Source organism: Camelimonas sp. FR25 (assembly GCF_059740505.1).
In genome coordinates this window covers 1-19,593 of sequence record NZ_JCAWFG010000003.1, presented here as the reverse complement: position 1 = coordinate 19,593, position 19,593 = coordinate 1, and the positions used below count along the sequence as shown (strand labels likewise).

Sequence of the window (19,593 nt, the reverse complement as noted above, 5' to 3'; positions counted from 1 at the left end):
AGGTGGCGGGGCGTGGTGATGGAGCGTGGTGGCGGGCCGCGGTGGTCGCGATGCGGATGGCCGTGGTTGATAGCAGCAACAGCGTGGGGCGACTGAATATCGGGGCGCTGGGGGGAAGCGCGTCCAGCTCCCGCCCCCGCCGCGTCATGCCCGTGCTCGTCACGGGCATCCACGTCCTGGGTCGCCGCCAGCGCCAACGACCGTCCGTCATTGGGCGCCGGTATCGTGCACGGCTAAGGGGAGGCCGGTTGCGGCGCCGCTGGCGATGGGGGCGCGCGTTCGCGCCATCCCCATACGGCGTCAGCCGTGGCCGGGCGGCATGTCTTCGGGCAGCCAGCGCCAGCCGTTGGCGTCAATGCGCAGCACCCGGCCTTGCCAGACCTCGAAGCGCACCGCCTCATTGACGGGGATGCCGCAGGTGATGGCCAGAAGGGCGCGGGCCACGCCGCCATGGGAGACGATCACCGTATCGCCGCTGAGCCCGGCGATGGCTGGGGCGAGGCGGGCGGCGACATCGGCGTAGCTCTCGCCCTCTGGCGGCCTGTAGGTCCAGGGCGCGGCCTTGCGCGCCTTGTGGGCGGCGGGATGGCGGGCGCGGATGTCTTTCCACGGGTTGCCTTCCCAGCGGCCAAACGAGATTTCGGCCAGCCGCTCATCCGCCACATAATCCAGCGGATCGAGGCCGAGGCTGGCGCGGGCGATCTCCATGGTGGCGCGGGCGCGCGCCAGCGGGCTGGCGCGAAAGGCGAGGCTGGCGAGGTTAGGCAGCAACTGCTGCAGCAAGGCCCCCGCCACGCCGGCCTGGCGTTGGCCGGTGCGGTTCAGCGCCGTGTCGCGGCGTCCCTGCAGCCGTCCGGCGGCGTTCCAGTCGGTTTCGCCATGGCGCACAAACCAGATGACGCCGCGCGGGGTGACCCGCGGCGGCGCCTCTGATAGCTCGGTGATCGGCTGGAGCGGCGCGTGCACCGCTCAGTCCTTGTTCAGGATGATGTCCGGCGCTTCCGGGTTCTTCATGCCGACCACGTGGTAGCCAGCGTCGACATGGTGCACCTCGCCGGTGACGCCGCGCGACATGTGGGAGAGGAAGTAAGCGGCGCTCTCGCCGACGTCGTCGATGGTCACCGATCGGCGCATGGGCGAATTATATTCGTTCCACTTCAGGATGTAGCGGAAATCGCCAATGCCCGACGCGGCGAGGGTCTTGATCGGACCCGCCGAAATGGCGTTGACGCGAATAGCCTTGGGACCGAGGTCCGCCGCCAGATAGCGCACCGAAGCCTCCAGCGCCGCCTTGGCCACGCCCATGACATTGTAATGCGGCATCCACTTTTCGGCGCCGTAATAGGTCAGGGTCAGGATCGAGCCGCCGTCGGTCATCAGCTTCTCGGCTCGCTGGGTGATGGCGGTGAGCGAGTAGCAGGAGATCAGCATGGACTTGCTGAAATTGGCCTCGGTGGTGTCGAGGTAGCGCCCGGTCAGCTCATCCTTGTCGGAAAACGCGATGGCATGGACCAGAAAATCGATCTTGCCCCACTGCTTCTCGAGCTCGGCGAACACCGCGTCGATGGAGGCGGCGTCGGTCACGTCGCAATGGCCCACGACGATGGCGCCCAGCTCGGCTGCGAGGGGCTCCACCCGCTTCTTCAGCGCGTCGCCCTGATAGGTCAGGGCGATCTCGGCGCCGTGCTGGCGCGCGGCTTTCGCGATGCCCCAGGCAATGGATTTGTTGTTGGCCAATCCCATGATGACGCCGCGTTTGCCGGCCATGAGATTAGTTAACTGCGCAACGTTGCCTGCCATGGTGAACTTTGAACCCTGCCGCCGACCGGAACTGTCGACGCTTCATCTGACGCATCTTTAGCTGACCAACCGGCGTGACGGAAGCCCGATTGCGGGGACGTTTCGCCTGAGATGGCGTTTGCGGCCCATGTTGCGATCTATACGCCACGCGGCGGCTGGTTCCCGCGTCGCGTGACGCCGCGCCGCCGGCGCCGCGCATCTTCCGCAACGTAAGAATGCCCGGCCAAACAGGCTCCATCCGGACCTCAGCCTTTTGCGTGGGTTGCGCCCAGGGGACGTTGCTATATATCGGCGCCCCTGGCGGCCTGACGTCCCTGGCTCCCCCCCCCCTGAGCGGGCATCGGGCCCGGGATCACCCGTGACGATTGACAAGCTGGTGAGAGTTTTGCCTCAGACCATTGCGAAAAAGCCGATTGCAAGCCTCTATGAGGCTGACGGCTGCGAAGCGGCGCGGCGGCTCGCCGTGAGGGTGAGGCCAGCGCTCAACTCGCAACCGGCCGGCGGCGAAACCGGGCGCAGCGCCGCAGCGTCCAGGGATAAATATAAATGGCGATGAAACAGGGCCAGGACGACGCCGCAGCGGCTGCCGTCGCCGCAGATGCGGCTGGCGGCGCTCATAAACAGGCTGGATTCTGGGCGCTGGTGGTCGGCGCAGCCGGCGTGGTGTTCGGCGACATCGGCACCAGCCCGCTCTACGCTTTTCGCGAAGCCGCAAAGGTCGGCATGGAGAGCGGCCTCGACGCCAGGGCATCGGTGGTCGGCGTGCTGTCGCTGATCCTGTGGGCGCTGATGCTGGTGGTGACGGTCAAATACGTCTTCATCCTGCTGCGCGCCGACAATAATGGCGAAGGCGGCATCCTGTCCCTGATGGCCCTGGCGCAACGGGCGCTTGGCCATGCCAACAGCCGCTTCATCGTCTTTCTCGGCATGCTGGGAGCGGCGCTGTTTTACGGCGACGCCATAATTTCCCCGGCGATTTCCGTGCTGTCGGCGGTCGAGGGCATCAAGCTCATCACCCCGGCGCTCGATCACGCCGTGCCGCAAATCGCCACCGCCATTCTCGCCGTTTTGTTCCTGGTGCAGAGCCGGGGCACCGCCACCGTGGCCAAATTGTTCGGCCCGGTGATGATCGTCTGGTTCACCCTGCTGGCGCTGGGCGGGCTCTATCACATCAAGGACGATCTCGGCGTGTTCTGGGCGCTCGATCCGCGCTACGCCTTTGATTTCATCGTCCGCAACGGCGCCATCAGCCTCGCCATTCTCGGCGCGGTGTTCCTCGCGGTCACTGGCGCCGAGGCGCTCTACGCCGACCTTGGCCATTTTGGCGCTGGCCCGATCCGCTTCACCTGGTTCATGGCGCTGCCGGCGCTGGCCCTGAATTATCTCGGGCAGGGCGCTCTGGTGCTGGCCCATCCTGAGAAACTGGCCAATCCGTTCTTTTTGCTGTTCCCTGAATGGGCGCTGCTGCCCATGGTGATCATGGCGACGCTGGCCACCATCATCGCCGGCCAGGCCGTGATCACCGGCGCCTTCTCGCTCAGCCGCCAGGCCATCCAGCTCGGGCTGATTCCGCGCCTTGAGATCCGTTACACGTCGGAGACCAACGCCGGGCAAATCTATCTGCCGCGCATCAATTACCTGCTGCTGGCCGGCGTGCTGCTGGCGGTGGCGCTGTTCCGCAACTCCTCCGATCTGGCCGCTGCCTATGGCGTGGCGGTGACCGGCACCATGGTGGTGACGGCGATCCTCGCCTTCATCGTGATCTGGAAGAGCTGGAAGAAGCCCATGTGGCTGGCGGCGCTGATCATGCTGCCGTTCCTGATCATCGACGCCACCTTCCTGCTGGCCAATTTGCTCAAGGCGCTGCACGGCGGCCTGTTCCCGATCATCGTCGCCGGCATCATCATGACGCTGATGCTGGTGTGGCGGCGCGGCACCCGCATCGTGCTGGAAAAGACCCGCAAGGCGGAAATGCCGATCAACGAACTGGTCGACATCCTCGGCAAGAGCAATCCGCACCGGGTGCGCGGCACGGCGGTGTTCCTGACTTCAGACCCCGACTTCGCCCCGGCGGCGCTGCTGCACAACGTGAAGCACAACAAGGTGCTGCACGAGAAGAACGTCATGCTGACGGTGGTCACCGAGGACCGGCCGCGCGTGCCGGACGCCGAGCGGGTGGTCATCGAGCCAATCCGCGATGGCTTCAGCCGGGTGATCATGTCGTTTGGCTACGCCGAAAGCCCCAATGTGCCGCGCGGCCTCGCCATCGCCCGCAGTCAGGGCTGGCGCTTCGACATCATGTCGACGTCGTTCTTCGTGTCGCGGCGCTCGCTGCGCATAGGCGCCACCCCACGCATGCGGCTGTGGCAATCGAAAATGTATGTGTTCCTCGCGCGCAACGCCTCGGATGCTACAGACTTCTTCCAGATCCCCACCGGGCGCGTGGTCGAGGTGGGGACCCAGGTGACGCTGTAGCGCCATGTGGCGTGTAGAGCGGCGCTGCGCCCGCCGTTACATTGGTGCGCTCACGCACATGTGGGCGCTACTTCATGGTTGCGTCCAGTATTCGCCCCATATTCGGCGCCGTTGACTGGCTTTGTTGTCGCCTCGACTGGTCTGCGCCGCAGGAGGCGGACAGGCTGCAGGTCGACGGCGCGCGCAACGTTAACACACGGCGCGCGGTCCAGTTCAGCTCATTTGGGTGCGGGTCAGGTACAATGGCGCACAAGCAGCACGTCCAGCAGGCGCAGGCTCACAAGGCGGTGCACGGTCATCACGGCCCCCATGGCGCCTTGCGCAATGGCGAGCGGAGTTTGACCTTCCGGCCCGTGGCGATTCCGGCGCTGGCGGCGGCCTTGCACTGCGTCAGCAAAAGCCGGGCAGAGTCCGCGGCGACCCATGCCGCCAGGGCCCACAAGCATGTGGCGCGGACGCTGGCGTCGCGGCGCGACGATGGCGATGATGGCGTGGCCTTGCGTTCAGCCGACTGACAGCCTGTCCGGTCAAGTCTGACAGATCAGGAAATGCTCAGGCACAGAGGGGGCTTGCGCCTGTCCGGTCGGCCATGACGGCGAGTGATAGGAGGAGGGCGGCGCTCGCCGCCGCCTGAACGCGGGCCGGGGGCGAACGCTGTGCTAGCCGGAGTGATCGTGGCGCGTCGCGACAACGCGCCTCTCGAGGGCGTCAGTGACGGCGCGTGGTGGAGAAGCCGCCGTCGCGCAGACGGGCGGGCAGGCTTTCGGCGAAGGTGGCGACGGCTTCCTCGCCATAGACCCCCACCAGTTCGCGGAAGGCGGTGAACAGCGCGGCGTGGGCCACGCAATCGCCATCGAGCCCGTCCAGCTGGGCTTCGGCAAAGGCTTCGGACAGATAGGTCAGCGCCGCCCGCTTTTCGTCGCTGACATCGCTGTGGTCATAATCAAAATGTGTGTCGTTCATCACTCGCGCCTGAATGCCGGAGCATGTGCATTGCGGCGACAGAATAGCTTTTGCCGGAAGCTGCGCCATGAGGTTCTTGCCAGAGAGTTAACATAGGGCTGGCTGTGGGTAAATTTCCCACTTGCGCTGCAACCGTGACATTTTGGCGGCGTTTTGGGCAAGTTTTGGCGCCTTGGCCACTTTTTGGGGGCAAGGCCGAAGGCATCCGGGCCAGGTTGCAAAGATTGCGCCGGAAAACCAGCAATCGGGCGATCTCGATGCCCTGGAACAGGGACGAGGAGGCGGCCAGGCCCGGGGCGGTCGCGCTGCGCGAGGCTGTCTGGTGGACAGCGCCAGGTGAGTGGCCTGACGCGCCCGGCGTGCGCCAGCATGTGGGACGCTAGCGGGCGGCCCGCGCCGCCAGATTGCGCGTCAGCTCGGCGCCCTCGGCGAGATAGCGCTGGATCGCCAGCTCCGCCGATGGGGTGCAGCGCCTGTAAGTGTAGCTGTAGGCCTTGTAGCCGGCGTTATAGGCGCCGGCGATGCGCTCGCGCCGCTCTGGCGTCGCCGATTCGGCGGCCATCAGCGCGGCGACCCGCTCACGCCAGGCGGCGGCGTCGCCAGCGCCACACAATGGCCTGAGCCACGCCAGCCCGCCCATGATCTCCGCCAGCCGCGCCATGTTCTGGTCAATGCCGCCGGATGCGCCGCGCGTCGCCCGCGCCAGCGCCACGGCGCCTTCAGGCCAGAAGCCGCCACGGGACAATGCGTCGCCACCAGGCAGGAGGCCAGAGACGCGCGTATGCGTAGCGGAAGCGACATGTAGCGGCTGGGCCAGCGCCGGGTGGGCGCCAGCGGCGATGGCCAGGGTGAGCAGGGCTACAAGCCCGGCTGCATAAGCCAGTTTTCCTGACGGCTTTCCTGGCGGCGCCTGATCCGCAGCCGCGCTACGGCTGCCAGATGGTTGTACGGCGGTCGACGCATCAGCTTGGCGGACCTCGGGGCGCTGCCGCATCTGCATACTCCCGCTCATTGCGCCATCGCCAGCGCCGTGTGCATCAAACCGATCAGGCCAGGCGTCGCCGACAGCATCGCCGCCTGTTGCGGCGTCACCCAGGCCAGCGCGGGCGCCTCGGCGCTGATCTGGCCATCGCCACAGCCCCAGTGGGCGGCGAAGCACATGATAACATAATGGCGCAACACGCGGTCATTGGCGTCGGCTGGCGCAGCGCCGCCGCGCTCGAAGGCGATGTGCTCGAGATGGCCAGCGAGGCCAATGATGGCGGCCGTCACGCCAGTTTCTTCGCGCAATTCGCGCAGCGCCGCCGCCTCCAGGCTTTCGCCCGCCTCGACCACGCCGCCAGGAGCGCTCCACACCAGCGGCGGCGCCGCCCGCTGGGCCAGCAAGATCCGTTGCTCGCGCACTACGAGGCAACTGGCGGCGACAAAGGGGCGCGCTGGAAACCGCCGGTCGGCGTCATCGACCAAAGAGCGGGCCTGCGCCGTATCCGCTGGCGTCCCCCGGCGATCCTCGCCAGCAATGGCGACGTGCGTGTCGGCGCTGGAGCTTTCGGACAAGGTCGCCTCCCTGCCTGGGTGGTTGGAAATACGCGGGCGCGTCCGCCTCAGAGCGCCGCCCTCAGGGGAACAGGCGCTGGCGGCTCCATGCCGTCGCCGCGTCGGGGCGGGTGAACACCACCCGGTCGTGCAGGCGATAGGGCCGGTCGTGCCAGAATTCGATGGCCAGCGGCACAAGGCGATAGCCGGTCCAGTGCGGTGGGCGCGGCGGCGGCGCGCCATCGGGATAGCGCGCCTCAACGGCGGCGACGCGCGCCGTCAGTTCCTCGCGCGATTCCAGCGGCTGCGACTGCTTGCTGGCCCAGGCGCCGATGCGGCTGCCAAGCGGCCGGCTGTCGTAATAAGCGTCCGCCTCCGCGTCGCTGACCCGGGTGATCAGGCCACGCGCCCGCACCTGGCGGCGCAGCGACTTCCAGTGAAACACAATCGCCGCCTTGCCGGCGCCATCAAGCTCCTGTCCCTTGGCGCTGCGGGTGTTGGTGAAGAAGCTGAAGCCCTGGGCGTCGACGCCCTTGAGCAGCACGACGCGGGCGTTGGGCAGGCCATCCGGGTCGACGGTGGCCAGGGTCATGGCGTTGGGGTCGTTGATCTCGGCGGCGACGGCGTCTGCCATCCATTCACCAAATAGTGTGAATGGCTCGATCGCGGTGGTGAAGTCACCGGTAATTAACGGTTCCAAGGCCAAACTCCCTTTGCTCGCAACCCATGGAGACCACACGTTGCCGTCTTCCGCGCCGAACAGCTGCCAGACGCCCTCTCAGGCGTTTTATAAGCGCGCGATGGCGCTTCGCGAAGCTCCCCAGGCCGCGCGGCCGGCGTTTTGCGCCGCGACCCTTTGCCTTGCCCTTGCGTTAGCCGGTTGCGGCTTCAGCATTCCGATCAAGCCTCTGGGCGGCGACGAGTTGGTGACGGGCTCGATCACGCCGGCGCCGAAAGCTGCAGAGCCACGCTCGCCACTGGGCGTCAGCCTGACGGAAGAGGACTGGCGCCGCGCCAGCAACGCCATGGCGGTGGCGCTCGATCCGCTCGGCAATGGCGAACGCACGACATGGGATAATGCCGACACCGGCCATGGCGGCGCGTTCCGGGCTGCTGGCCTGCCTTACGCGCGGGCGGGTGAGGTGTGCCGGGGCTGGGAGGCCGAGGTGACGATCAAGGGGACCAGCGTGACGCGGCGCGGCACAGCCTGCCGGGCCCCCGGCGACGACTGGCGCATCGCCGACAGCGCGAGCGCCAGCTAAAAGCCTCTGCGCTGTGAGCAGCACGGACCGCTTCGACGCATCGCCGTCTCACGTCTGCCCATGACTGCGGACTGAAAGATGGTCCTTTTTCACCCTGTTCGGCTGATCGCGCCTCCGCAGGGTGGTCGCGGGCCAGACTGGCCCGCCTGGCGCACGATACGCGCGGCGCGGGCCGCCGCAACTTCGTCAAAATCATAGTTGCAAATCCGCAACAGTTGACCATATGCAGGGGTAGCGCTGACGGCGTGTCCTGGCGAGGTTGCGGCGTGTGGCCATGCAACTTGCAGCGCCCTGCAGGTTGGGGCAGGGGCGAGGCTGTTGGCTGACCAGTTTACCGTGCACGGGCGCGCGCCAGGTCAGGCGACCTGACCCAGCTTGCGGCGACCGCTGTCGCCGCCCGATAACAGGTTGACGGCGGGCGGCGCGCTCGCGCCAGATATGCACGCCCAAGGGGGCACAGGAGCAGACAGGTAATGCGTGATCCGTATCAGGTTCTCGGTGTAGCGAAGGACGCCAGCGAAGCCGACGTCAAAAAGGCGTTCCGCAAGGCGGCGAAGACCTGGCATCCGGACCACAGCAAGGATCCGAACGCCAAGGAACGCTTCGCCGAGATTAACTCCGCCTATGAGATCGTCGGCGACAAGGACAAGCGTGGCCAGTATGACCGCGGCGAAATCGACGCCGAGGGCAAGCCAAAGTTCCAGGGCTTTGAGGGCTTTGGCGGCGGTCGCGGCGGCTTTCAGGGCGGTTTCGGCGGCGGCGGTCAAGGCTTTGAGGGCTTTGGCTTCGACGCCGGCGATATTTTTGGCGGCGCGTTTCGTGACTCAATGGGCGGGCGCGGGCGTGGGCGGCGCGCGCCGCCGCGTGGACAGGACATCGAGGCGGAGATCGCCGTCAGCCTGCGCGAGGCGGCGCAAGGCGGACAGAAGCGCCTGCACCTGCCGAGCGGCCGTGACGTCAACATGACCATTCCCGCCGGCATCCGTGACGGCAAGGTGATGCGCCTGCGCGGCCAGGGCGAACCAAGCCCGTTCGGCGGCGAAACCGGCGACGTGCTGTTGACGGTGCGGGTGCGCAAGGATGAGCAGTTTGAGCTCGACGGCGACACGCTGCGCGCCCGCCTGCCGGTGGCGCTGGAAGATGCGGTGCTCGGCGGCAAGGTGCGGGTGCAGACGCTGGAGGGCGAGGTGCAGATGTCGATCCCGCCGATGACCAATAGCGGCCGCAGCCTGCGTTTGCGCGGCAAGGGGTTCCCCACCGGCAAGGGCGATGAACGCGGTGATCTGATCGTCACCGTCGAGGTGCAATTGCCGAAGGAAGCCGACGCCGAGCTGACGGCGCTGATGCAGAAGCGCCGCGACGGGAGCGCCTGACCAGCCCGACCTGAGCTTGCAACGCCGCCGGCTGTCCCAGGCTCTCATTTAAGGATGCGAAGATGCTGACGCATCCGCATCCTGAAATGCTCAGGCGCCGCACGGGCATTACCCGAACCCGATCTGTCATGCTCATCGGGTTCTGGCGTCAGCCTGGCCGGTTGGCGTTGACCCAGGCGGCGGTGCGGTCGAGGGCGATGGTCAGTCGCTCGACCAGAAGGTCGATCTCCGAGCTGGAGATGATCAGCGGCGGGCACAGCGCCATCACATCGCCGAGGTTGCGGGTGATCAGCCCTTCTTCAAGCGCATAGCGCGAGCACATGGCGCCGACGCCGGCGCTGGTAGGGAAGGGGGCGCGGCTGGCCTTGTCCGCCACCAGTTCGAGGCCGCCGATCAGCCCGAGCCCACGCGCCTCGCCCACCAGCTGGTGCGCCGCCAGATCGCGCAAACGGCGCTGGAACAGCTCGCTGACCTTGCGGACATGGCCGATGATGTTGTCGCGCTCATAGATCTCGATGGTCTTCAGCGCCACCGCCGCCGCCACCGGATGGCCGCTATAGGTGAAGCCATGGAACAGCGCGGCGTTGCGCCGGCTGCCTTCCACCATCGCCTCATACATGCGCTCCGGGATCAGCACGGCGGAGATCGGCATATAGGCGGATGACAGCGCCTTGGCGACCGAGATGGCGTCTGGCCGCATGCCCAGCGCCTCGCCCCCGAACATATGGCCGAGCCGGCCGAAGCCGCAGATCACCTCATCGGCGATCAGCATGACGTCATGGCGATCGAGCACCGCCTGGACCTTGGGGAAATAGCTCTCGGGCGGCACGATGACGCCGCCGGCGCCCATCACTGGCTCGGCGATGAAGGCGGCCACCGTGTCGGGCCCCTCGCGCTGGATCATCTCCTCCAGCTCCTGGGCGAGGCGATCGGCGAAGGCCTCCTCGCTCTCTCCGTCCATGCCATAGCGATAATGATGAGGGCAGCCGGCGTGCAGGATGCCGGCGATCGGCAGATCAAAATCGGCATGGTTGCCGGGCAGGCCGGTCAGCGAGGCGCTGGCGATGGTGACGCCATGATAGCCGCGCTAGCGGGCGATGATCTTCTTCTTCTGCGGCCGGCCCAGCACATTGTTCATGTACCAGATCAGCTTGATCTGGGTGTCATTGGCCTCGGACCCGGAATTGCAGAAGAACACCCGCGAAATCGGGACTGGCGCAATGTCCTTCAGCTTCTCGGCCAAAGCGATGGCCGGGTCATGGCTGCGCCCGGCGAACAGATGGTTGAACGGCAGACGCGCCATCTGCTCGCGCGCCGCCTCCACCAGTTCGGCGTTGCTGAAGCCGAGCGCGGCGCACCACAGGCCCGACATCCCTTCCAGAAATGGCCGGCCATGATTGTCGTAGACATAGACGCCTTCGCCACGCTCGATGATGCAGGGCCCAAGGTCAGGCAGCGTCGCCAGATTGGTGTAGGGATGGGCGACGGCGGCCAGATCGCGGGCGGCGTAATTGTCGAGCATGCGCTTCTTCCATGTGGCGGGCGCGCTGCATTGGCCTTGCCCGCATGACGTGCTGGCGAGTGTGCACGCTGCAGGCGGCGCTGGCCAGCCGCTGCTGCAGGGGGCTGCGCTGGCGGCTGGCCTGACGGCGGGCTGGCGGATCACGCGCGGCGACCCCACCAGCCATGGTTTTTTTGCGCCCGATTTTGCGCCCGATTATTGGGCCATCGGCGGCGCGACGAAGCCGCCATAGATCTTCTCCAGCATGGCGGCGACGGCGATGGTGGTGCGATCACCGCCCTCCGGGCCGATGATCTGCACGCCCGCTGGCAGCGCGCCTGCGGGCTGGGGCACCGGGGCCACGGTCGCCGGCAGATGCGCCACGGTGGCTGGCGCGGCCCAGTGCAGCAGGTCGAAATAGGGCGCGACCACGCCGTCGCCCAGGTCGAGGCGGCGGCCATGCACGTCCTTGCCATGGTCGTGCGGGATGGCGGTCACCGTGGCCGGTGGGGCCAGCACCACGTCGTAATCGGCGAAGAACCGCTCCCACGCCCGCTTGATGGTCTCGCGCCGGGCGACCAGCGCTTGCCAGTCGGCGGCGCCGAGGCCGGCGGCGCGGCACTGTTGCGCCTGGTGGCTGTGGTCGTCGGGGGCAAAATTGGCGGCGTTGTCGGCGAGGCGCTGCCGCACCTTCTCCGGCACGGCGGCGAGGGCGATGGCATGGTTCATCAGCGCATAGACTTCAAACGCCTCGAAGAAATCCACGTCCGGACGAGCGCTGTCGCTGACCAGCGCCCCGGCCTCGGCGAGGCTGCGGGCGGCGGTGGCGACGGCGGCGTCGACTTCAGCCGAAACCGGCGCCTGCGGCTCATTGCGCCACACGGCGACGCGCAGGCCCTGCGGCGAGGTGCGACGCGGCGGCTCCAGCCGGGCGAGCGCGCCGTCTGGCGCAGCTGAACCGGCGGTCAGCGCCAGCACCAGATCAAGGTCAGCGGCCGAACGGGCGATGGGCCCGCCGACGCCAAGGTCGGGGTTGTGATTCTCCGTGCCAGGGGCGGGCGGAATGTGACCGCGCATCGGCGTCAGGTCCCAGGTGGATTTGTGGCCGAACAGGCCGCAGCAATGCGCCGGCCAGCGGATCGAGCCGCCAATGTCCGAGCCCCATTCAAACGCCGCCATGCCGGTGGCCACCGCCGCCGCCGCGCCGCCCGAGGAGCCGCCAGGGCTGCGCGTCACGTCCCACGGATTGTTGGTCGTTCCATAGACAGCGTTGAATGACTGCCAGTCGCTGGTGAAGGCTGGCACATTGGTCTTGCCATAGATCACCGCGCCGGCCTGGCGCAGGCGGGCGACGACCGCGGCGTCCTCTGGCGGGGTGTAGTCCTTCAGCGCCGGCGCGCCAGCGGTGGCGGGCATGCCCTTCACCGCATAGGAATCCTTGATGGTGATCGGCAGACCGTCGAGCGGCAGCGCCTGGCCGGCGGCGCGGCGGGCGTCGCTGGCGCGCGCGGCGGCGCGGGCGCCCTCCACGTCGAGCGCCACCACAGCGTTGAGCTGGGGATTGACCGTCGCGAGCCGTTCAAGCGCCATGTCGAGCAATTGCTCGGCGCTGACTAGCCCCTGGTTCAACGCCGCCAGCTGTTGGGCAGCGGATTTGGTCAGCAGCGACATATCGGGCTTCATGGCGATGTCCTTGGCGGCGAGGGCGCAGGGCGCGCGGATCTGGCGCGGCGAACGGGTCGCCACGGGTGCTGCGGACAATTGTTAGCCTGATGACCGGCTGGCGCAATGCGCAGGCCGGCGAAGCCTGTGGCCGACGCCGCGGCGGGCAGCGCCGCCGGGGCGGCGGCTGTCGGCGCGGCGGCTTAAGTCTCCCTGCCATGACGTTGCGGATCTGGCGCGCCGCCTCGTGGACGCAGCGCGGGTGCGTTGCGGCACATCCGCCGGTTCAGCCAGAGCGCAAGGTCATCTGAGACGGGAGGGACCCTCCCGCCCTGAACGGAACGGCGGAATAGCCGAAGTTGCAGGAGGACGTCATGAACTGGGTGATCAAGACTGCGATTGTGAGCGGCGTGGCCTGTGGCGGTCTGTTGGCCCTGTGCACCTACCAGGCGGAGGCCCGCGACAAATACAGCGTTCCCTCGGGGGCTTTCGACAGCCGCCCAGGGCGCAGCGACCACATCGCGCCCCAGGTCAATGGCTATGGCAGCTACGATCACGGCCAGTATCGCCCGCCCTCCAGCGCCATTCGCGACGATGGCCGGGCCCGCGGCGGCTTCAGCTTCGATGACAGCAGTTCGTTCGTATTCAGGGGGCGCGGCGGCAACTGAGCCTGGGCCAGGCGCGGACGGGGCGAGGGTGATGCGCTGGTCGCGTCTCAGCCCGCGTCGAGCGAGGCGCGCCACAGACGCTGGATGCGGTCGAGCGCCGCAATGTCGGCGGCGGTGAGCGTGCCCAGGGTGCGCTGCACATAGGCGCGCTGGATGGCGAGGCCGCGCTGCACGATGGCGTGGCCCTCCTGGGTCAGATGCAGCGCGTGGCTGCGGCGGTCGCCGACGAGGGCGCGCCGCTCGACCAGGGCGTTGCGCACCAGGCGGTCGACGAGGCCTGAGACATTGCCTTTGGTCACATAAAGCCGGTCGGCCAGCTCCTGCTGGCTCAGCCCCTCATGCTCCGACAGGGTGGAGAGCACGTCGAACTGCGGCACCGACAGGTCGATGTCGCGCAGTTCTGCGGTGACGAGGCCGTAGATGCGCCGGTTCAGCCGCACAAACCGCAGCCACACCTTCATGACATCCACAGGCGTCGCGTCCAGGTTGGCGTCCATGTCCGCGTCGGTTCCAGCGTTGGCCGGGCGCGGCGGCGATGATTCGGGGCTGTCGCTGCTGCTCACGTGCTCGCCTCGTCCTGTCCAGCCGTTCGCCGCCGTAATCTGCGGCAATGCGCGCGCCAGTTGGGCAGCTAACCTCAGGGCGCCCACCCGACGCCCGGAGCCGCCGCACGCCCACAATCATGCGCGCGTTCAGGGGGCGCATTCGGTTCAGCTATAAACCATCGCCTCGCGTCATTGTCACGGGTCACGCTTTGGTCGCCAACGTAACAGTTGTCTCGACGATAAATTTCATTCTTTATCGGGGTTTACGCCCCTCAGGTGGGGGGTGGCGCGACCAAAGGGCCCGGCGCACAGGCGCGGTCCTGAACGGACAGGAGATCAGACGTGCTGGGTTTGATGCAGGATTGGCCGCTGTTGATTCACCGCATTATCGATCATGCGGCGTTGCAGCATGGCGCCCGCGAAGTCGTCACCCGGTCTGTCGAAGGACCGTTCCACACGACGACCTATGCCGACATCCGCACCCGCTCGCTCAAGGTGGCGCAGCGTCTGGCGAAGGAAGGCATTTCCGTGGGCGACCGTGTCGCCACGCTGGCGTGGAACACCTGGCGGCACATGGAAGTGTGGTATGGCATTACCGGCATCGGCGCCGTGTATCACACGCTCAATCCGCGCCTGTTTGAAGACCAGATCGTCTATATCGCCAATCACGCCGAAGACCGGCTGATGTTCCTCGACCTCAACTTCGTCGGGCTGATCGAGAAACTTCAGGACCGCCTGCCGACGATCCAGAAATATGTGGTGCTGACCGACGCCGCCCATATGCCGCAGACCACGCTGAAGGGCGCGGTGGCCTATGAGGACTGGATCAATGAGGTCGATGGCGATTTCGCGTGGGTGACGGTGGATGAGAACGCCGCCGCCGGCATGTGCTACACCTCGGGCACCACCGGCAACCCCAAGGGCGTGGTCTATTCGCACCGTTCCAATGTGCTGCACGGCATCATGTGCATGGCGCCGGACGCCATTGGCCTGTCGTGCAACGATTCGGTGCTGCCGATCGTGCCGATGTTCCACGCCAACAGCTGGTCGCTGGCCTTCTCGGGCCCGATGTCCGGCGCCAAGATGGTGATGCCCGGCATGAAGATGGACGGCCAGTCCATCTATGAGATCCTCGAATATGGCAAGGTGACCCTGACCGCCGCCGTGCCGACCGTCTGGCTGATGCTGCTGCAATATATGGAAGCGGGCGACCTGAAGCTGTCGACGCTGGAGCGGGTGGTGATCGGCGGTTCGGCCTGCCCGAAGTCGATGATCGAGAAGTTCGAGAAGAACTACGGCGTCTCGGTGCGTCACGCCTGGGGCATGACCGAGATGAGCCCGATTGGCTCGATCGGCGTGGTCAAGCCGGATTATGGCGCGCTGACCGACGAGCAGATGCTCGACGTCAAGGTCAAGCAGGGCTCGGCCCCGTTCGGCGTCGAGATGAAGATCGTCGGCGACGACGGCCAGAAGCTGCCGTGGGACGGCAAGACCTTTGGCCGGCTGATGACCCGCGGTCCGGCGGTGGCCAAGGCCTATTTCCGCAATGAAGGCGGCGAGATTCTCGACGACGAGGGCTTCTTCGACACCGGCGACGTGGCCACCATCGACCCCTATGGCGCCATGCAGATCACCGATCGCGCCAAGGATGTGATCAAGTCGGGCGGCGAGTGGATTTCCTCGATCGACATTGAGAACCTCGCGGTTGGCCATCCGGATGTGGCCGAGGCGGCGGTGATCGGCATCACCCATCCGAAATGGGACGAGCGGCCGCTGCTGGTGATTGTGCGCAAGCCAGGCCGCACGCCGGAGAAGGCTGACATTCTGGCCTATATGGACGGCAAGATCGCCAAATGGTGGATGCCGGACGACGTGGTGTTCGTCGACGAGATCCCGCACACCGCCACGGGCAAGATCCAGAAGATGGAGCTGCGCCAGCAGTTCGGCGACTACCGCCTGCCGACGGCGTAACCGCCTGGGCGCATACGAGCGCCCGCTCACATCGTCATCAGGGCCGCCGGGCGACTGGCGGCTTTTGTGTGTCCGGGCGGGCCGGCGCGCAGAATGCGGGCTGACGTCGGCGCCATTGCGCGCGACAATGGTCGCGACATACATGCGGCAAGGGTCATGGCGCGGCATGTCGGGCGCTGCGTCCTGCCGGTTGCGACGGGACGGGCGCAGGCGCGGACAGGCGCGAGCAGAGCAGGGGGAATGACGAAGTGAGGCGGGTGCGATACGTCGAGACGACGACCCGCGCCGGTCGCTGGGGGCTGGGGCTGGCGTGGTTTGGTCTGTTTGTGGCGCTGGGCGGGGTCATCGTCGCCCGTCGCGGCGCGGTTGATCCGCAGGCTGTGCTGGCGGTGATCGGCGCTGGCTGGCTGATCTCGGCGTTGGCCCTTGTATGCGCCATCACCGGCCTGGTCAGCGTCTGGCGCAACGGCGACAAAGGCGGCGGCAGGAGTTTCGCTGGCCTCGTGCTGGCGTTGGCGACGCTGGGCTGGCCTGCTGCTGTCGCGCTGCAGATGAGCCAGGCCCCAGGTCTGCACGTACTGTCAACCGACTGGTCGGACCCGCCGCAATGCTCCGCAAGCAGCAATGTCGCGACGCCGGTGGTGTGGGCGCCGTGGCGCGAGCGCCTGGCGAGTCAGCAGCATTTACAGGAAGCCAGCCAGCTGCAGGCGCTGCCGCTGTTTATCGACATGCCGCCGGCCAAAGCGGTGGCGGCGGTTGAGGCGGCGGTGCGTTCGCTCGGCTGGAGCATGGGCGCGGTCACCGCCAGCGCCGGCGGCGGCGCGCAATTCGCCGCCATGGCGCATAGTCAGATCGTCAGATTTCCGCAGGATCTGTGTATCCGCGTGCGCCCCACGGCGGACGGCGCGCAGCTCGATGTTCAGGTCGCCTCGACCTATGGCGAGATCAATCCGCGCGCCGGCCTGCAACGCATCCTCGATTTGCATGAGGCGGTGCAGGAGAGCGAGCCCTAGCGCAACCTGATGGGCATGAGGCGCGGGGGCTGGGCAGGGCAGGTTTGCGCTACGGCCTCGCGGTCGCATTTGCGTCAGAAAATGCGCTGGCTGGCAAAGCAGGCGCGCAGCCAGGGCATATGTATAGCTGCGCATCAAAGGGGCGCGCCTTGCGACAGTGCGCAGCCCACCTTGGATGGTTGCTCAGGCCGGGCGGTAGCGGCCCTTGAGGCGCGGGGCGCCGTCGGTGACGATGCGGCCCTGGTTCACCAGATCTTCGAGATGGGCGAACACCGACAGGCCGGCGGCGCCGACGAGTTCGGCGGCGAGCCCCTCATAGAGGCGCGGCACGATCTGGTCGACGGTTTCATCTCCGTCGTTGATCCGCGCCATGATGGCGTTCTCGCGCTGGCGGCGATGCACCAGAAGGCCGCGCACCAGCCGCTGCGGCTCAGGAATCGGCGCGCCATGGCCGGGCCAATAGATGGCGTCATCGCGCCCGCGCAGCTTCTCCAGCGACGCCATGTAATCTGACATTGAGCCGTCGGGCGGCGCCACGATGGTGGTTGACCAGCCCATGACGTGATCGCCCGAGAACAGGCCATTCTCCTCCGGTAAGGCGAAGGCAAGGTGATTGAGGCAATGGCCAGGGGTCTCGATGGCGACCAGGGTCCAGCCGGGACCAGTTATGGCGTCGCCCTCGGCCATGATCAAATCGGGCGCGTAGTCGAGATCCGAACTCGAATCCATGCTGGAGGTCTCGCCCTCGGCCAGCGGCCGCGACGGGCGGTGCGGGCCACACCCGACGAGGCGCGCCCCGGTGGCGGCGACCAGCGGCGCAGCGCCGGGCGAATGATCACGATGGGTGTGGGTGATGACCACGTCGGTGATGGTCTCGCCGGCGGTGGCGGCGAGAATCGCCTGCAGATGGGCGTCGTCGACGGGGCCTGGGTCGATGACGGCGACGCGTCCACGGCCGACGATGTAAGTATTCGTGCCACGGAAGGTGTAGGGACCCGGATTGTCGACGACGATGCGCCGGACCAGCGGGCTGAGTTCCATGACGACGCCAGCTGGAGCGTCGAATACTTTTTCAAAGGTCGCGTCTTCGGCCATGCACGTCTCCTCACCGACCCAATGCACTACCCCAGCCTGCGCCGCTATGCCAGCCGGGGATTGCATGGCGTTGGCGCGACCAGGGCATGGACTGCAAGGCGCAGCCGTGAGGGCAGGGCCAGCGCAGCCAGCCAGTCCGCAGAGCGGGCGGTGGCGCCATCGCCAGAATGTCGCGAGGGTGAGAAAACAACGTCGCAGGTTGACAGCTGGATCGACGGCAAAGACGCCACGCTGCTTGCTGGACGATCAGGAAAACGTCTGCGCCCCCCCTGTCCGTGGCTGCGGGCCACGACGAGGCGATGATTTTCTGGGGCGGCCGCGCATGAAACGCGTCAAAGCCTGATCGGCGTCAGGCAAAGGCTTGCGCAACAGCCGGTCGGTCGAGGCCGTCGCCTGGGCGTTTGCCACGCCCCCGTGCCCAAGCGCATGGAGCGGCTCGACATCAGCCAGCCAAACGTGATGCGACCCGTCGGGCCACCAGGTGATTACGCCAAGGCCCCCCAGGCGATCACGCCAGGCTCCCAAGCGATCACGTCACGCCTGTTATCCGCGCCCGCGGGCGTCGCCCGTGTCTGCGAGGCCCTGCCGCTATGCGACTCGCCCAATCGCCCGCTGCCAGCCTTGCCAGCAGCGATTGCACCGTACAGCGCTACACCGTACAGCGCGACCAGGATGGCGCTGCATGGCGCATAAGCCCGACGCCCCGGCGCCATTGCGTTTCGTTAAGGCGCGACCCGTCCCGCACCACATTGCGTGAGCCGGATCATCGCTCTCGATATGGCGGCAAGCCCAATCTGGCGCTGGCTTGCCCGTCTTTGTCTTGTGGCGTTGCACGCCGCCCTGTTCAGGCAGGCTTGACGACCACCGGCAATTTGGTGCGTTGCGCCATAACGCGCCCCTTGGCCCGTGCGCCCGGCTTCAGGCTGTGCAGGGCGACCGATTGCTTCTGGCGCTCTCGTGCGTAATCGGATCGTGACTGCGCGTAGTTCGGTGCCACCATCGGGTAGTCCGGCGGCAGGTTCCATTTGCGACGATATTCAGCCGGCGTCATCCCATAGACTGTGGTCAGATGGCGCTTCATGATTTTGAACTTCTTGCCATCCTCGAGACAGACAATGTAATCGGGCGTGATCGACTGACGCACTGGCACAGCCGGCTTGGGCGCTTCCGTGATTTCGGCTGGCTTCTCAGATAAATTCTGCAAGGATCGGTGGATTGATCCAATAATGTCGGTCACTTCGCTGTGATTGACTGTGTTATTCTGAGTATAGGCAGACACGATCCTGGCTGTCAGGCTGACGAGGTCAGGGTTGCTACCGTTCTGAGACATAATGTTCTCCGCCTCATCAATAAGTTCAATCCGTACCGCCAGTAGCCACGGGCTGGGTGCGGTTGTATCGGGCGTCACGTCGCCAATTTTTATTTGATACTGCCAATTCGTGCGTCAGGCAACAGTTCAGTTTACGGTTTATAGTAGTCATGAAATAATTAGTCAGCTGACCAAATTTATAACAATGTATATGTTGGGCAAACCTGATTGCTGGCAGGTTCAAGTAGCTGTCGCGCGATTGATTGGCTGTATTGGTCTGCAGTGGCGGCGGCGCAGGTTGTTATCGGCATTTATAGCTGTAGGCCACACATTTGCTTGCGTGAATTGAGATGGCCCGCGCAAGCTGACGCGCAGATCTATTTGTCGCTGCACCCATGTCGCGTGTGCAATTCATCATTT

General features: G+C 66.4%; 18 protein-coding genes and 1 pseudogene. 8 read left to right on the top strand and 11 right to left on the bottom strand.

Going from position 1 to position 19,593, the window contains the following annotated elements; translation table 11 throughout:
* Positions 1–300 precede the first annotated feature (300 nt).
* Both AC6A67_RS00100 and fabI read right to left on the bottom strand, forming a co-directional pair.
* Entirely contained in the window at positions 301–966 is a 666-nt protein-coding gene (locus tag AC6A67_RS00100) for a histidine phosphatase family protein (RefSeq protein WP_498034476.1), read from the bottom strand.
* A gap of 3 nt (positions 967–969) precedes the next feature.
* Positions 970–1,800 carry an enoyl-ACP reductase FabI gene (fabI, locus tag AC6A67_RS00095; RefSeq protein WP_498034475.1) on the bottom strand — a complete coding sequence of 277 codons (831 nt, stop codon included), beginning with the start codon at positions 1,798–1,800 and terminating at the stop codon, positions 970–972.
* A 546-nt stretch (positions 1,801–2,346) separates the two neighbouring features.
* On the opposite strand from fabI, the gene AC6A67_RS00090 reads away from it, so the two are divergent.
* Together AC6A67_RS00090 and AC6A67_RS00085 are read left to right on the top strand one after the other, a co-directional pair.
* Positions 2,347–4,275 (top strand): potassium transporter Kup, encoded by a 1,929-nt coding sequence (locus AC6A67_RS00090; protein WP_498034474.1) that lies wholly within the window; start codon positions 2,347–2,349, stop codon positions 4,273–4,275.
* A 242-nt stretch (positions 4,276–4,517) separates the two neighbouring features.
* On the top strand, positions 4,518–4,790 hold the full coding sequence (locus AC6A67_RS00085) for a hypothetical protein (protein ID WP_498034473.1): 273 nt from the start codon (positions 4,518–4,520) through the stop codon (positions 4,788–4,790).
* Positions 4,791–4,983: 193 nt separating this feature from the next.
* Here AC6A67_RS00085 and AC6A67_RS00080 read toward each other — a convergent pair whose 3' ends face one another.
* The 4 genes from AC6A67_RS00080 to pdxH all read right to left on the bottom strand — a co-directional run bounded on the left by AC6A67_RS00080 (position 4,984) and on the right by pdxH (position 7,408).
* Positions 4,984–5,238 carry a hypothetical protein gene (locus tag AC6A67_RS00080; protein WP_498034472.1) on the bottom strand — a complete coding sequence of 85 codons (255 nt, stop codon included), beginning with the start codon at positions 5,236–5,238 and terminating at the stop codon, positions 4,984–4,986.
* Positions 5,239–5,617: 379 nt separating this feature from the next.
* Positions 5,618–6,250: a TIGR02301 family protein gene (locus tag AC6A67_RS00075; RefSeq protein ID WP_498034471.1), complete on the bottom strand. Its 633-nt coding sequence runs from the start codon at positions 6,248–6,250 to the stop codon at positions 5,618–5,620.
* Positions 6,247–6,795, bottom strand: a complete 549-nt coding sequence (locus tag AC6A67_RS00070; protein WP_498034470.1) for an NUDIX hydrolase — start codon at positions 6,793–6,795, stop codon at positions 6,247–6,249. The genes AC6A67_RS00075 and AC6A67_RS00070 overlap by 4 nt, the downstream gene beginning before the upstream one ends.
* 61 nt (positions 6,796–6,856) lie before the next feature.
* A complete protein-coding gene (gene pdxH, locus AC6A67_RS00065) occupies positions 6,857–7,408 on the bottom strand; it encodes a pyridoxamine 5'-phosphate oxidase (RefSeq protein ID WP_498034469.1) in 552 nt (183 codons plus the stop codon).
* 16 nt (positions 7,409–7,424) lie between these two features.
* Here pdxH and AC6A67_RS00060 point away from each other — a divergent pair, with 16 nt between their 5' ends.
* Positions 7,425–8,036: an RT0821/Lpp0805 family surface protein gene (locus tag AC6A67_RS00060; protein ID WP_498034468.1), complete on the top strand. Its 612-nt coding sequence runs from the start codon at positions 7,425–7,427 to the stop codon at positions 8,034–8,036.
* Positions 8,037–8,509: 473 nt separating this feature from the next.
* Positions 8,510–9,409: a DnaJ C-terminal domain-containing protein gene (locus tag AC6A67_RS00055; RefSeq protein WP_498034467.1), complete on the top strand. Its 900-nt coding sequence runs from the start codon at positions 8,510–8,512 to the stop codon at positions 9,407–9,409.
* A 148-nt stretch (positions 9,410–9,557) separates the two neighbouring features.
* Here AC6A67_RS00055 and AC6A67_RS00050 read toward each other — a convergent pair.
* A pseudogene (locus AC6A67_RS00050) lies at positions 9,558–10,931 on the bottom strand (aminotransferase).
* Here AC6A67_RS00050 and AC6A67_RS00045 point away from each other — a divergent pair.
* A complete protein-coding gene (locus tag AC6A67_RS00045) occupies positions 10,921–11,163 on the top strand; it encodes a hypothetical protein (RefSeq protein ID WP_498034466.1) in 243 nt (80 codons plus the stop codon). The pseudogene AC6A67_RS00050 and the gene AC6A67_RS00045 overlap by 11 nt on opposite strands.
* Here the strand turns inward: AC6A67_RS00045 and AC6A67_RS00040 are convergent.
* Positions 11,127–12,671, bottom strand: a complete 1,545-nt coding sequence (locus tag AC6A67_RS00040) for an amidase (protein ID WP_498034465.1) — start codon at positions 12,669–12,671, stop codon at positions 11,127–11,129. The genes AC6A67_RS00045 and AC6A67_RS00040 overlap by 37 nt on opposite strands.
* Before the next feature lie 275 nt (positions 12,672–12,946).
* Here AC6A67_RS00040 and AC6A67_RS00035 point away from each other — a divergent pair, with 275 nt between their 5' ends.
* Positions 12,947–13,240, top strand: a complete 294-nt coding sequence (locus AC6A67_RS00035; RefSeq protein WP_498034464.1) for a hypothetical protein — start codon at positions 12,947–12,949, stop codon at positions 13,238–13,240.
* Positions 13,241–13,287: 47 nt separating this feature from the next.
* Here the strand turns inward: AC6A67_RS00035 and AC6A67_RS00030 are convergent, their stop codons facing one another.
* Positions 13,288–13,737: a MarR family winged helix-turn-helix transcriptional regulator gene (locus tag AC6A67_RS00030; protein ID WP_498034481.1), complete on the bottom strand. Its 450-nt coding sequence runs from the start codon at positions 13,735–13,737 to the stop codon at positions 13,288–13,290.
* A gap of 390 nt (positions 13,738–14,127) precedes the next feature.
* On the opposite strand from AC6A67_RS00030, the gene AC6A67_RS00025 reads away from it, so the two are divergent.
* Both AC6A67_RS00025 and AC6A67_RS00020 read left to right on the top strand, forming a co-directional pair.
* Positions 14,128–15,756 carry a long-chain-fatty-acid--CoA ligase gene (locus tag AC6A67_RS00025; RefSeq protein WP_498034463.1) on the top strand — a complete coding sequence of 543 codons (1,629 nt, stop codon included), beginning with the start codon at positions 14,128–14,130 and terminating at the stop codon, positions 15,754–15,756.
* A 257-nt stretch (positions 15,757–16,013) separates the two neighbouring features.
* Positions 16,014–16,769, top strand: coding sequence for a DUF1499 domain-containing protein (locus tag AC6A67_RS00020; protein WP_498034462.1), 756 nt, complete (start codon positions 16,014–16,016; stop codon positions 16,767–16,769).
* 183 nt (positions 16,770–16,952) lie between these two features.
* Here AC6A67_RS00020 and AC6A67_RS00015 read toward each other — a convergent pair whose 3' ends face one another.
* Both AC6A67_RS00015 and AC6A67_RS00010 read right to left on the bottom strand, forming a co-directional pair.
* Positions 16,953–17,864 carry an MBL fold metallo-hydrolase gene (locus tag AC6A67_RS00015; protein ID WP_498034461.1) on the bottom strand — a complete coding sequence of 304 codons (912 nt, stop codon included), beginning with the start codon at positions 17,862–17,864 and terminating at the stop codon, positions 16,953–16,955.
* A gap of 844 nt (positions 17,865–18,708) precedes the next feature.
* Positions 18,709–19,194, bottom strand: coding sequence for a Ros/MucR family transcriptional regulator (locus AC6A67_RS00010; RefSeq protein ID WP_498034460.1), 486 nt, complete (start codon positions 19,192–19,194; stop codon positions 18,709–18,711).
* Positions 19,195–19,593: the final 399 nt, after the last annotated feature.